This window comes from Micromonospora sp. WMMD729 (assembly GCF_049315225.1).
Classification (GTDB): Bacteria; Actinomycetota; Actinomycetes; order Mycobacteriales; family Micromonosporaceae; genus Micromonospora.
Genome location: NZ_CP186059.1, coordinates 4,620,635 through 4,634,374 on the forward strand (window position 1 = coordinate 4,620,635; position 13,740 = coordinate 4,634,374).

The window sequence follows — 13,740 nt, forward strand, 5'->3', positions numbered from 1 at the left end:
CGCTTCGCTTCGCTTCGTCTCGGCACCGCCGGGCCGGACCGGCGGCGGGCACAAAAAAGCCCCTCGCGCAGGAGGGGCCGCCGTGCTGTCGCGCGTTCAGCGCATCAGCACGGCCCGGTAAGAAGCAGGAAGACTCCGGCCATGCCCCGCAGTGTACCGCGCGCCCGGTTCGGGCCGCCGACCACCGGGCGTGTCCGACCCGTTCCCCCGAGCTGGCGAATATCGGGGCGTAACCGGCGGAGTACCTGCGGGGGTCGGCGATAACGACAAACATGGTTAGCCTGAGAGGCCAGTGAGATTCCTGCGGCAAACGAGGCTCGACGTCGCGAACCCAACGGCGGGTCCAGGTGCTCTCTACAGAGCTGCCGTGACGGCGACGAGGAGGAGGCCCGTGACACAACAGACCTGGGACGAGGTGGGCGGCCTGTTGCCGCACGACGAGTTCCGCGCCGCCAGCGAGGCCATCGTGGCCAACATCGAGCAGGTCATCGAGGGTAAGACCGCCACCGTGCGGCTGGCCCTGGCCGTCCTGCTCGCTGAGGGCCACCTTCTCATCGAAGACGTTCCCGGCGTCGGCAAGACCAAGCTGGCCAAGGCCCTCGCGCGGTCCATCGACTGCACGGTCCGCCGGATCCAGTTCACCCCCGACCTGCTGCCCAGCGATGTCACCGGCGTCAGTGTCTACAACCAGGAGACCCACGACTTCGAGTTCCGACCGGGTGCCGTCTTCGCCAACCTGGTGGTCGGCGACGAGATCAACCGGGCCTCGCCGAAGACCCAGTCGGCGTTGCTGGAGTGCATGGAGGAACGACAGGTCACCGTCGACGGCGTGACCTACCAGCTGCAGACCCCGTTCATGGTCATCGCCACCCAGAACCCGATCGAGATGGAGGGGACGTACCCGCTGCCCGAGGCGCAGCGGGACCGTTTCACCGCCCGGATCGCGATGGGTTACCCGGACGCCGGCGCGGAGCTGGCGATGCTCGACGGGCACGGCGCCACCGACCCGCTGCACGAGCTGCGTCCGGTCTCCGACGCCGACATCGTCCGGCAGCTGATCGCCACCGTCCGGCAGGTGCACGTCGCGGACGCGGTGAAGCAGTACGCGGTCGACCTGGTCACCGCCACCCGTGAGGCCCCGGACCTGCGCCTCGGCGCGTCCCCCCGGGCGACGCTGCAACTGCTGCGCACGGCCCGGGCGGTCGCCGCGCTGGAGGGCCGCGACTACGTCCTCCCCGACGACCTCCAGGTCCTGGCGGTGCCGGTGCTGGCGCACCGGATCATCCCGACGGCCGACGCGCAGCTCGCCCGACGCACCACCGACGCGATCGTCTCGGAGCTGGTGCACCGGCTGCCCCTGCCGCACGACCGCCAGCGCAACCCGTACGACACCCGGCCCGCCACCGGAAACGGCCGCGCGCCCTACGAGCCGCGGAGGCCGTGACGTGCGTGCCGGGCTGCGCGGGCTGACCACCCGCGGGCGCTCGTTCCTGGCCGCCGCGGTCGCCGCGGCGGTCTCGGCCGTCATCCTGGGCGAGAAGGACCTGCTCCGGGTGGCCCTGCTGTTGGCCATCCTGCCGCTGCTGGCCGCCGCCTACGTGGGTCGCAGCCGCTACAAGCTGGCCTGCAACCGCTCGCTGGATCCGCACCGGGTCCCGGTCGGCGCCAACTCGCGGGTGGTGCTGCGCCTGCAGAACCTCTCCCGGCTGCCCACCGGCACCCTGCTGTTGGAGGACCGGCTGCCCTACGCGCTGGGCAGTCGGCCCCGCGTCGTGCTGGAACGGCTCGGCGCGCAACAGGCCAGCTCCGTGGCGTACACGGTCCGCGCGGACGTGCGCGGTCGCTACGACGTGGGTCCGCTGGTGGTCCGGATGACCGACCCGTTCGGTCTCTGCGAACTCACCCGCTCCTTTCCCAGCACCGACCACCTAACGGTCATCCCGCAGGTCACCCCGCTGCCGTCGGTCCGGCTCCCCGGGGAGTACGCGGGCAGCGGCGACAGCCGGGCGCGTTCGGTGGCGGTGCACGGCGAGGACGACGCGGCGACCCGGGAGTACCGCCGGGGCGACGACCTGCGCCGGGTGCACTGGAAGTCCACGGCACGCACCGGCGAGCTGATGGTGCGCCGGGAGGAGCAGCCCTGGGAGAGCCGCGCCACGGTGGTGCTGGACACCCGGGCGTACGGCCACCGGGGTGACGGGCCGACGGCGAGTTTCGAGTGGGCGGTGTCGGCCGCCGCGAGCATCGCCGTGCACCTGCGGCAGGCCGGTTACAAGCTGCGCCTGGTCACCGGCTCGGGGGTCGACGTGGACGCCTCCGAGGGCGGTGGCGACGGCGTGCTGCTCGACCACCTGGCCGAGGTACGGCTGGATCAGCGGGCCGAGGTGGCCGGGCTGGTGCAGCGGGTCCGGCAGCGCGCCGACGGCGGGTTGATCATCGGGCTGTTCGGCGCGGTGAGCGTCGCCGAGGCCGAGCTGCTGGCCGGGCTGCGCGGCAATGGCGCGACGTGCATCGGTTTCCTGTTGGACAGTTCCACCTGGCTGAGCCTGCCCGAGAAGGCTCGCGCCGAGGCGGAGCACGCGCACGGCGCCGCCGTGCTCACCATGGTGCGCAGTGGCTGGCGCGCGGTCGGCGTCGACCACGGCAGCCGACTGCCGGCGCTGTGGCCGCAGGCGGGCCGCGGTTCCCAGGGTTTCGCCCTGCGGGCCGCGTCGGCCGAGACGGTCGCTGGCCGCGTGCGATGAACGGAAGGTCCCCCTCATGATCGCCAGCCGGAACACCGGTCTGGTGGCGGCCGCCGCGACACTGCTCGCCGCCGCGCCGCTGTCGGCCATCTTCCAGACCTGGACGTGGCTGATCCAGTGCGTGATAGCGGTCGCCGTGGTGGCCGGGGTCGCCGCGCTCACCCGGCTCGTCCGCGCGCCGCTCTGGGGTCAGGCGCTCGGCATGCTGGCCGCCCTGCTGCTCGCCCTGACCTGGCTGTTCCCCAGCGGCAGCGAGCTGCTGGGCATCCTGCCCACGCCGAGCACGATCGGGCACTTCGCCGACCTGCTCGCCGGATCGGCGCAGGACATGCGCTCGTACGGCGTCGAGGTCCCGGACACCGATCCGCTGCTGTTCATCACCGTGCTCGGCGTCGGCGGGGTGGCCGTGCTGGTGGACGTACTGGCGGTGGGGCTGCGCCGGCCGGCGCTGGCCGGGCTGCCGATGCTCGCCATCTACTCGGTGCCGGTCGCCGTCTACGTGGACAGCGTCCCCCCGGTGCCGTTCGTGGTGGGCGCCGCCGGTTTCCTGTGGCTGCTGGTGACCGACAACATCGACCGGGTGCGCCGGTTCGGACGGCGGTTCACCGGCGACGGTCGGGACGTGGACGTGTGGGAGGCGTCGCCGCTGGCGTCCGCCGGCCGCCGACTCGCCGTGGTCGGCGTGGTGCTGGCCGTGGTGCTGCCGTTGGGGGTGCCCGGCCTGAGCGGTGGACTGCTCGACCGGATCACCGAGGGCACCGGCAACGGCAGTGGAAACGGGCGCGGGGTGGGCGGCTCGTCCGGCCGGATCGACCTGTTCGCGTCGCTCGCCGGCCAGCTCAACCAGTCCGAGGTGGTGGACCTGGTCAAGGTGACCACCTCGGAGCCGAGCCCCTTCTACCTCCGCTACGCGGTCGCCGACGAGCTGCGCCCGAACGGCTTCCAGGCCCGCCCGGCGAGTGGTCGGCCGGTCAACCGCGACCTGCCCAACCCGAACGAGCGGGTCGGTCCGGGCGTGCAGCAGGCCGAGTACCGGGCGACCGTGGAGGTGACCAAGAGCCTCAGCATGTCCCTGATGCCGGTGTACGCCGAGCCGGTGCGCACCGACGATCTGAACGGCAACTGGCTCTACGACCCCAACCAGCAGATCGTGTTCTCCAACCGGGAGAGTTCGCGGGGGCGCAAGTACTCGTTCGACTACGTCCGCTCGACGTACACCCCCGCGACCCTGCGGGCCGCGAAGCCACTGCCGGCCGACCACCCGGTCCGTCGGCAGCAGACCGCCACCCCCGGGCCGGTGCCCGAGGTGGAGGAGCTGGTCCGGGGGTTGACCCAGGGCAAGCGGACCGACTACGACCGGGTGCTCGCCATCTACCAGCACTTCTCCGCGGACAACGGGTTCACCTACCGGCTCAGCACCGAGAGCGGCAGCAGCGGCCAGGACATCGTCAACTTCCTGACCAACAAGGTCGGCTACTGCCAGCAGTACGCCGCCGCGATGGCCTGGCTGGTCCGGTCGGCCGGCATCCCAGCGCGGGTGGCGTTCGGGTTCACCAACGGCAGCCGGCGCGACGGCGACACGTACACGCTGACCAACCTCAACCTGCACGCCTGGACCGAGGTCTTCTTCGACGGGGTCGGCTGGGTGCCGTTCGACGCCACCCCCGCGTACGGCGTTCCCGGTTCCACCCGTTCGGCCTGGGCGCCGGACACCGACGCCCCCGAGCCGTCCACCCCGGAGGCCGGCGCCACCGACAGCCCGAGCGGAGCGGACCCGTCGGCCGGGCCGGCCGGCCCGGACAACGCCGACCGGGACACCGACTCCGGGCTTTCTCTGGGAGGTACCGAGCCGACCCGGCAGGCGCCGGTGTGGCCGTGGTGGGTGGCGGGCGTACTCGCGCTGCTGGCCCTGCTGGCGGTGCCGGCGCTGCGCCGTCGGGCGCTGCGCCGGCGGCGGGCCGGTCGGGCGGGTGCCGCGACGCCCGCCACCGTGCCGGGCGAGGGGTCGCCGGACGACGGCGCGCGCGTGATGGTGGTCGAGGCGGACGCGGGTCGCGCCCGCGCGGACGCCCACGCCGCCTGGGCGGAACTGCTCGACACCCTTGTTGACTACAAGGTGCGGGTGGACCGGACCGAAACGCCCCGGGCGACCGCGGATCGGCTGGTCCGGGACGCTCTCGCCGACGACACCGAGGCGATCGGGGCGGCGCGGCTGCTCGGTCGGGCCGAGGAGCGGGCCCGGTACGCGCGGAGTCCGCTGACCGGTGAACCGTTGCCGTCGGCGCTGCGCACGGTCCGTGGCGCGCTCTCGTCCCGGGCGGACCGGCGGACCCGGGTGCTCGCCGCCGTGCTGCCGCCCTCGGTGCTGCTGCGCTGGCGGATCGCACTGGCGGACGCCTCCGGCCGGCTGGTGGCGCTGACCAGCCGGGTGCGCTACCGGCTGCTGCGCTGGAACCCGCGCCGGGTGCTGGCCGATCGCGCCGCCCGCTGACCAACGCTGGCCCCCGCCAGCCCCGCGCCGGGACGCCCCCACGGCGTCCCGGCGCACCCCAGCACCCCAGCACCCCAGCACCCCAGCACCCCAGCACCCCAGCACCGACACCAGCGCCGATCTTGCACTTTCTGTCGCCGCATAAGGGATATGCCACTCATTTGGCCAACAGAAAGTGCAAGATCGACGCGATCTTGAGGTGCCGCGCGGGGCGTCCGGCGCGGGGCGAGCACGGCGCGAGGCGAGCACGGCGCGAGGCGAGCACGGCGCGGCACGGCGCGAGGCGAGCACGGCGCGGCACGGCGCGAGGCGAGCACGGCGCGGAGCGAGCGCGGTGCTTGGGCATGGCGGAGCGACGGCGGCCACCGGGGGTGTACCCGGTGGCCCGCTCGTCGCGGTGGTCGGCCCGCCTCAGCGGCGGGACGCGCTCAGCGGTGCCCCTCCGGGCGCTGCCGCCATCGGTCTTCCATCCGGTCCAGGATCGACCGTCGGCGACCGGAACGGCCACCGCGGGGACGACGACGACTCGTCGTGCCACCCACCACGTGCAGGTCGGGTGACTGCGCCCGCCGGTGCGACTGCACCGCGAACGCGGCCGACGCCAGCATGACGACGAAGCCCGCCACCGCCAGCGGTGGAGTCTTGATCACCGCGCCATAGACCAGTAGGGCCAAGCCAGCGATGATCACGCCGGCAGCGACGAGCAGGCGACGCCGCGCGTGGAAGCGCGGATCGCTGGCGCGCACGGCCGAGGCGAATTTGGGGTCCTCGGCAAGCGACCGCTCGATCTGCTCGAACAGCCGCTGCTCGTGCTCCGAGAGCGGCACGGCACTCCTCCCCGGTCACGTTGGTCGGGCCCACTCGGGCCGACAGACCGTGGCAGCCAACCGGCTGCTTACCCGCAAGTCTACGAGGGGGGTCGCGCGTCGGAAAGCGGGACGACCTACGGGTGGGGTGGATTTTCCTTTCGATGAGCGTCACGGTCGCCTAACAGACTGGCCGGACCTATGACGGACCGCCCGAATCGGGCAGCGGCGGCGTCCGCGGCTGCTTCCGCCTCGCGCCAACCGCGCTCGGGCGCGCCGAGGGTGAGCTGCCGGGGCGCGCCCTGCGCCGGGCTGAGCCCCTCCACCCGCACCCCGACGAGGCGGATCCGCTCACCCGGGTCCAGTGCGGTGTAGAGCGCCCAGACCGTGTCGAACATCTCCCGGGCCGTGTCGGTGGGTACGCCGAGGGTGCGGGAGCGGTTGACGGTACGAAAGTCGGCCAGTCGGACCTTCAGGGTGACCGTGCGCCCGACGTGGCCGGCGCCGCGCAGCCGGACGCCGACCTTCGTGCTGAGCGCGAGCAGGGCCCGGCGGATCTCCACCGGGTCGGCCACGTCGGCGTCGAAGGTCATCTCGGCGCCGATCGACTTGTCGACCTGCTCGGGGCTGACCCGGCGCGGGTCGCGCCCCCACGCCAGTTCGTGCAGGTGCGCCGCGGACGCGGCGCCCACCGCTGTGCGCAGCATGCCCACCGGGGCCTCGGCGAGGTCGCCGATGGTGGCCAGACCGAGCCGGCGCAACGTCTCGGCGGCCCGCTCCCCCACCCCCCACAGCGCGTCCACCGGAAGCGGGTGCAGGAAGTCGAGGACCTGCCCGGCGGGTACGACCAGCAGACCGTCGGGCTTGGCTCGGGTGGAGCCGAGCTTGGCCACGAACTTGCTCGGCGCCACCCCGACCGAACACGTCAGCCCCTGCTCGTCGGCGACCCGCCGGCGGATCAGCCGGGCGATGGTGGCCGGCGAGCCGAACAGCTTGCGGGCGCCCGTGACGTCGAGGAACGCCTCGTCGAGCGAGAGCGGCTCGACCAGCGGGGTGACGTCCCGGAAGATCTGCATGACCGCCCGCGAGGCGTCGGAGTACGCGGCGAAGTTCGGCGGGAGGTAGACGGCGTGCGGGCAGAGGGCCCGGGCCCGGGAGGTCGGCATGGCGCTGCGCACGCCGTAGCGGCGAGCCTCGTAGCTGGCCGAGCTGACCACGCCCCGCGTGCCCACGCCGCCCACCACGACCGCGCGGCCGCGCAGCTCGGGTCGGGCGCGTACCTCCACCGCGGCGAAGAACGCGTCCATGTCGACGTGCAGGATGCCGCTGGCGGAGTCGTCGGCGTCCGGCCCGAAGCGCGGATCACCGCCTCGGGGCAACGACTGACTGCGGCCCATCGGTGCAGGTTATCCCCGCGGTACGACACCACCGCCGGCCGACCGGCCGGGCCGTGTCCGGGTCAGCCCCGCACCACCAGCAGCGGCACGGTCAGCTCGGTGGCGGTGTCCGCCCCGTGGTACGCCACCAGCCTCGACGCCATCGGCGGCTCGCTGCGGCTGGCCAGGACGGCGTACGTGCCGTTGCAGGTCACCACGACGTCGCCGATCCGGCCGAGGTGCTCCTCGGGTACCGGCCCGAACCAGCCGGTGGCCACCATCTCCTCCCGGGTGCGCACCCGGGCCGCGTCGCCGAGCACCGCCGACCAGGCGGCCACCACGTCGTCCACGGCGCCCGGCTCGGTGTGCAGGTAGCGGACCCGGGCCTCGCCGGCCACCACCCGCACGCCGGCGCGCAGCCGTGGATCGGTGTCCAGGTCGAAGCGGTGCGCGAGGGGGATGTCGAGTTGCCCGTGGTCGGCGGTGACCAGCAGCGCCGCGTCCGGCGGCAGCCCGTCGACCAGCCGGGCGAGCAGCAGGTCCACCTCGGTGGCGGCGCTGCGCCACGGCGTCGAGTCGACCCCGCTGAGGTGCCCGTGCCGGTCGAGGTCGGGGTGGTAGCCGGAGACCAGGGTCGGCCCGTCTCCGGCGGACAACGCGGCGAGCATCGCGGCGGCCACCGCGTCCGCCCCGGCGGCGCCCCGGAAGTCGCCGCCCCGGTTGGCGGCCAGGGTCAATCCGCTGCCGCCGAACTCCGGCCGACTCACCACCGTCGTCGTCACGCCGGCGGCCCGGGCCCGTTGGAGCTGGGTGGGCACCGGCTGCCAGCGCAGCGGCGACGGGTCGGCGGCCCAGTCGGTGTGGGTGAGCACCCGGTCGGTGCCGGGTACCCGCACGGTGAAACCGAGCACCCCGTGCGCGCCCGCCGCGACGCCGGTGCCCAACGTCACCAGGCTCGTCGGGGTGGTGGACGGGAAACCGGCGACGAGCGGCCGACCCACCGTCGCGGCCAGCCCGGCGAGCGTCGGCGCGTACGGCGCGGCGGTCGGCACCTGGTACCAGCCGAGCCCGTCGACGAGCAGGACGGCGATCCGGCGTACCCCGGCCAGGGTGGGCACCAGCCCGAGCGGGTCGGGCGAGCCGGGTACGCCGAGCACGGCGAGCGCGCTGGGCAGCACGTCGGCGAGCCGTCCGCCGGCCCGATCGGGCGCCAGGACCGCCAGCGGCGGGTCGACGTCGACGCGCGGGACCGGCCCGGTCATGCCGGTCGGCGGGCGAACAGGTGCAGTTGGGCGGCCAGGTCCCGGTAGGGCGGTTGGGCGGCCAGGGCCAGTTCCAGCTCGACCAGGGCCGCGGGCTGTCCGTCGGAGACGGCGGCCGGCAGCAGGTCGGCGAGCACGCGTACCCCGTGGATGTCCTCGACCTCGAGTCCCGCGGCGGTGAGCAGCGCGGCGGCCTCGGGGGCGTCGTAGCGGCGGCGCAGGGTGTCGCGCGGCCCGGCGCTGCCGGCCGGATCGGCGGCCAACGCGGTCGCGACGTCCAGGTGCCCGTTCATGGCGCGGCCCAGCACGGCGGCGGCCCGGCCGGCGACCAGCACGCTGGCCGCGCCGCCGGGGCGCAGCGCGGTGGCCAGCGCGGCGACCACCGGCGTCGGATCGTCGACGACCTCCAGGACGGCGTGGCAGAGCACCAGGTCGACCCCGGCGGGCTCGACCAGCCCGGCGAGCGCGTCGCCGTCGCCCTGCACGGCGACGACCCGGTCGGCGACCCCGGCTTCGGCGGCCCGGCGGGTGAGCGCGGCGAGCGCGTCGGGGCTGGCGTCGACCACGGTGACGCGGTGCCCGGCCCGGGCCAGCGGGACGGCGAAACCGCCGGTGCCGCCGCCGATGTCCAGCACGGTCAACTCGGCGTCGCCGCGCCGGTCCAGCTCGGCGCGCAGCACCGACCAGATCACGGCGGTACGGGGGGTCAGCGGCGGCGCGGCGAACCGGCCTCGGGTCTGCTCCACCCGGTCGAGCCTAGTGGTCAGGACTCGGTGCTCTCGACCGCGTCCTCAGCCCGGGATCGACGCTCGTTGGCCACCGGACCGTTCGTCACCTCGTACTCGCGGGGGTCGGTGAGGTGCGACGGCATCCAGCCGGCGCCCAGCCGGGTCCGTCGGACGTTGGCGATTCCGCCACCGGTGTACGTGTGGTTACCCATCACTTGTCAGTCCCCCTCACGGATCACGGGCCGCTCTGCCCGCTCAGGACGAGTGTCCCGCTCCGGCGCGACGGAAACCGTAATGTGGATCACTGCTCAGCGGAAGTCGCGGGAGGCGGGGCTGACCGGCGGCTCAATGGCGTCCAGCCGGTCGGCGACCAGGTTGGTCACCCCCTCGTGCCGTTGCAGTCGCCCCCGGACCACCAGCGCGGCGCTGGTGCGGGCCACCCGCCGGTAGCGCTGCCACAGCCCCGGTGAGCAGGTGACGTTCAGCATCCCGGTCTCGTCCTCCAGGTTGAGGAAGGTGACACCACCCGCGGTCGCCGGGCGCTGCCGGTGGGTGACGATGCCGCCGACCCGGATCCGCTGCCCGGGTTCCACCCGGCCGAGCCGGGCGATCGGCACCGCGCCCAGCACGTCGAGCTGCCCCCGGATGAACCGGGCCGGATGGCTCTCCGGCGACAAGCCGGTGGCCCACACGTCGGCGACCAGCCGGTCCACCGCCTCCATGCCGGGCAGCATGGGCGCCGCCGCGCCGGTCACCGTGCCGGGCAGCCGACCCGGTCGGTCCTGGGCCGCCGCGCCGGCGGCCCACAGCGCCTCCCGCCGGGTCAGACCGAAACAGGCGAAGGCGTCCGCGGTGGCCAGCGCCTCCAGCTGCGCGGCGGTCAGACCGACCCGCCGGGCCAGATCGGGCATGTCACGGTACGCCCCACCGGCCGTCCGCTCGGCCTCGATCCGCTCGGCCACGTCAGACCCGAGGGTACGGACGCTGGACAGCCCCAGCCGGACGGCCGGCCCGCCCAGTCCCCAGGCGTGCGGCGGCTCCCCCGGCGCGCTGCCCCACCGGGTGTCCGGGGTGGATTCCAGCACCGCCAGGGCCCCGCTGGCGTTGATGTCCGGACGGCGGACCTCCACCCCGTGCCGGCGGGCGTCGTCGACCAGGGTCTGCGGTGAGTAGAAGCCCATCGGTTGGGCGTTGAGCAGCGCCGCGAGGAACGGGGCCGGGTGGTACCGCTTGAGCCACGAGCTGGCGTACACCAGGTAGGCGAAGCTCATGGCGTGGCTCTCCGGGAAGCCGTAGCTGGCGAACGCGGTGAGCTTGCGGTAGACGTCGTCGGCCAGCTCGCCGGTGATGCCCCGCTCGGCCATCCCGGCGTAGAGCCGGTCGGCGATGCGGGTCATCCGTTCGATCGACCGTTTCGCGCCCATCGCCCGGCGCAGCTGGTCGGCCTCGGCCGCGTCGAAACCGGCCAGGTCGATGGCGAGCTGCATCAACTGCTCCTGGAACAGCGGCACCCCCAGGGTCTTCTCCAGCGCGTTGCGCATCAACGGGTGCGCGTACGTCACCGGCTCCTGGCCGTTCTTGCGGCGGATGAACGGGTGCACCGAGCCGCCCTGGATCGGGCCGGGGCGGATCAGCGCCACCTCGACGACCAGGTCGTAGAACTCGCGGGGCTTGAGCCGGGGCAGGGTGGCCATCTGGGCGCGGCTCTCCACCTGGAACACCCCGACCGAGTCGGCCCGGCAGAGCATGTCGTAGACCTCGGGATCGTCGAGCGTCATGTCGCCGAGATCCAGCCGGGACCCGATCATGTCGTAGCCGTAGTGCAGCGCGGAGAGCATGCCCAGGCCGAGCAGGTCGAACTTCACCAGGCCCACGGCCGCGCAGTCGTCCTTGTCCCACTGCAGGACGCTGCGCCCGGGCATCCGCCCCCACTCCACCGGGCAGACCTCGATCACCGGCCGGTCGCAGATCACCATGCCACCGGAGTGGATGCCCAGGTGCCGGGGGAACGTCTGGAGCTCGTTGGCGTACTCCACCACCTGCTCCGGGATGCCCTCGACGTCGACCGTGGCGACCGAGCCCCACCTGTCGATCTGCTTGCTCCAGGCGTCCTGCTGGCCGGGTGAGAAGCCGAACGCCTTCGCCACGTCCCGCACCGCCGACCGGGGCCGGTACGAGATGACGTTGGCGACCTGCGCGGCGTGCTCCCGGCCGTAGCGGGTGTAGACGTGCTGGATCACCTCCTCCCGCCGGTCGGACTCGATGTCCACGTCGATGTCCGGCGGACCGTCCCGTTCCGGGGCGAGGAACCGCTCGAAGAGCAGCCGGTGCCGGACGGCGTCCACGTTGGTGATCCGCAGCGCGTAGCAGACCGCCGAGTTGGCCGCCGATCCCCGGCCCTGGCAGTAGATGTCCTGCTGGCGGCAGAACGTGACGATGTCGTAGACCACCAGGAAGTAGCCGGGGAAGCCCAGCTCCTCGATCATGTTCAGCTCGTGGTCGAGCTGCGCGTACGCCGCCGGGTGCGCCTGCGGTGGCCCGTAGCGCTCGTGTGCCCCGTCGGCGGTCAGCTTGCGCAGCCAGCTCATCTCGGTGTGCCCCGGCGGCACCGGGTACGCCGGTAGCTGCGGCGCGACGAGCTGGAGGTCGAAGGCCAGCTCGGCGCCGAACTCGGCGGCCCGGGCCACCGCGCCCGGGTACGCGGCGAACCGGGCGGCCATCTCCGCGCCGCTGCGCAGGTGGGCGGTGGCCGCCGCGGGCAACCAGCCGTCGATCTCGTCCAGGCTGCGCCGGGCCCGCACGGCGGCGACCGTGGTGGCCAGCCGTCGCCGGCCGGGGCTGGCGTAGTGCACGTTGTTGCTGGCCACCGTCGGCAGCCCGGCCGCCGCCGCCAGGTCGGCGAGCGCGTCGTTGCGGTCGGCGTCGACCGGGTGGCCGTGGTCGGTCAGCTCCACCGCCACCGTCTCCGCGCCGAAGAGCGCGGTCAGCCGGTCCAGTTCGCGGGCCGCCGCGTCCACCCCCTCGGTGAGCAGCGCACCCGGCACGTGCCCCTTGCGACAGCCGGTCAGCACCAGCACGTGATCCTTCAGCTCGGCGGCGACCTCCTCCAGCTCCCCGTAGACCGGGCGGCCCTTCTCCCCGCCGCGCAGGTGGGCGCGGGCGATGGTGGTGGCCAGCCGGGCGTACCCCTCGTGGCCGTGCGCCAGCACCAGCAGGTGCGCGCCGTGCGGGTCCGGTTCGCCGTTCTGCGGTCCGGGCAGCCCGAGGGACAGCTCCGCGCCGAAAATGGTCGGCAGGCCCAGCGTGCGGGCCGCCTCGGCGAACCGGACCACCCCGTAGAAGCCGTCGTGGTCGGTGACGGCGAGCGCGGTGAGCCCCAGCCGGGCCGCCTCCTCGGCCAGCTCCTCCGGATGGCTGGCGCCGTCGAGGAAACTGAAGTTGGTGTGCGCGTGCAGCTCCGCGTAGGGGACCACGCCGTCGGGACGGACCAGCTCCGGCGGCTGGTACCGCTCACGGTGGCGGCTCCAGGCCGGGGAGTCTCCCCCGTCGGCGTCCACGGCGAGCGGGTCCACCACGTGCAGGTGCCGCTCGGCGCGCGGCCTCCCGCCGCCGGCCCGGCCGGAGAGCACGCTCTCCAACTCCGACCAGGGCATCTTCGGGTTGTGAAAGCTCATCCACCCGCTCCGACCGCGCTGGTCCGCCCGGCACTGGTCGGCAGAGGGGTGCGGGCCGACCGGAGGGTGGTGGCGCGACCGGCCAGCCGCATGGTGGTGGACGGCCGCGTCGACGAACACGACGGCGGTCGCCCGGCCGGCGGCGAGAGGTGCGATGAGCGTGATGACTCAGAGGCATAAATATGCCTGTGAGTCATCACGCTCATCAGGACATCCGCCTCCCGGCCGATGCCGCGGCCCGCTCGGTGGGTGCCGCACCCGCCAACACCAGATCCGCCGACGCCTGACATGTCCCCACCGGACTCAGTCATAGATGGCCTCCACCAGCCACTGTCCGGACTCCACGGCGAGCAGCAGAGCCGCACCGTCGGCGAGACTGACCTGGAACCGGGCCCGGCGGCGGGCCTCGGCCGGCGCCCACCAGCGCTCGTCCACCGGCCACGGTCCGGCCCAACCCACGATCTCCGCCGGCTGGCCGGTGCCGACCACCAACCGGGCGGGGGCGGCGCTCACCGCCAACCGCGCGCTGATCACCACCGGCTCGCCGGCGGCGTCGTGCACGGTCGCGGCGAGCGGGCTGGGCAGCACCACGGCGGGCGCGGGCGGCGGCAATCGGCCCGGCCATGGCGGGGTACCGCCACCCCGACCGGTCGCCGGAC

Annotated in this window: 9 protein-coding genes and 1 pseudogene; 3 read left to right on the plus strand and 7 right to left on the minus strand. The window is 74.0% G+C overall.

The window, feature by feature from the left end; all coding sequences use genetic code 11:
- Positions 1 to 391: 391 nt before the first annotated feature.
- The 3 genes from ACN263_RS20990 to ACN263_RS21000 are packed head-to-tail and all read left to right on the plus strand — an operon-like array spanning position 392 to position 5,235.
- On the plus strand, positions 392 to 1,444 hold the full coding sequence (locus ACN263_RS20990; protein WP_422736072.1) for an AAA family ATPase: 1,053 nt from the start codon (positions 392 to 394) through the stop codon (positions 1,442 to 1,444).
- A 1-nt stretch (position 1,445) separates the two neighbouring features.
- Entirely contained in the window at positions 1,446 to 2,744 is a 1,299-nt protein-coding gene (locus ACN263_RS20995) for a DUF58 domain-containing protein (protein ID WP_422736073.1), read from the plus strand.
- 16 nt (positions 2,745 to 2,760) lie between these two features.
- On the plus strand, positions 2,761 to 5,235 hold the full coding sequence (locus ACN263_RS21000; protein WP_422736074.1) for a transglutaminase TgpA family protein: 2,475 nt from the start codon (positions 2,761 to 2,763) through the stop codon (positions 5,233 to 5,235).
- A gap of 428 nt (positions 5,236 to 5,663) precedes the next feature.
- Here ACN263_RS21000 and ACN263_RS21005 read toward each other — a convergent pair whose 3' ends face one another.
- From ACN263_RS21005 to ACN263_RS21035, 7 genes and pseudogenes are all read right to left on the minus strand, one after another.
- On the minus strand, positions 5,664 to 6,062 hold the full coding sequence (locus ACN263_RS21005; protein ID WP_007463044.1) for a DUF3040 domain-containing protein: 399 nt from the start codon (positions 6,060 to 6,062) through the stop codon (positions 5,664 to 5,666).
- A gap of 116 nt (positions 6,063 to 6,178) precedes the next feature.
- On the minus strand, positions 6,179 to 7,438 hold the full coding sequence (locus tag ACN263_RS21010; RefSeq protein WP_422736075.1) for a DNA polymerase IV: 1,260 nt from the start codon (positions 7,436 to 7,438) through the stop codon (positions 6,179 to 6,181).
- 62 nt (positions 7,439 to 7,500) lie between these two features.
- Positions 7,501 to 8,679 (minus strand): alkaline phosphatase family protein, encoded by a 1,179-nt coding sequence (locus ACN263_RS21015; RefSeq protein ID WP_422736076.1) that lies wholly within the window; start codon positions 8,677 to 8,679, stop codon positions 7,501 to 7,503.
- The gene (locus tag ACN263_RS21020; protein WP_422740772.1) at positions 8,676 to 9,446 is read right to left on the minus strand and encodes a methyltransferase domain-containing protein; all 771 of its coding nucleotides are present in this window, start codon (positions 9,444 to 9,446) and stop codon (positions 8,676 to 8,678) included. The genes ACN263_RS21015 and ACN263_RS21020 overlap by 4 nt, the downstream gene beginning before the upstream one ends.
- On the minus strand, positions 9,443 to 9,622 hold the full coding sequence (locus ACN263_RS21025) for a hypothetical protein (RefSeq protein ID WP_422736077.1): 180 nt from the start codon (positions 9,620 to 9,622) through the stop codon (positions 9,443 to 9,445). Before ACN263_RS21025 ends, ACN263_RS21020 begins: the two co-directional genes overlap by 4 nt.
- 93 nt (positions 9,623 to 9,715) lie before the next feature.
- Positions 9,716 to 13,081, minus strand: coding sequence for an error-prone DNA polymerase (locus ACN263_RS21030; RefSeq protein ID WP_422736078.1), 3,366 nt, complete (start codon positions 13,079 to 13,081; stop codon positions 9,716 to 9,718).
- 303 nt (positions 13,082 to 13,384) lie between these two features.
- Positions 13,385 to 13,720: pseudogene (locus ACN263_RS21035) on the minus strand (DNA polymerase Y family protein); the annotation flags it as partial.
- Between the last annotated feature and the right edge of the window lie 20 nt (positions 13,721 to 13,740).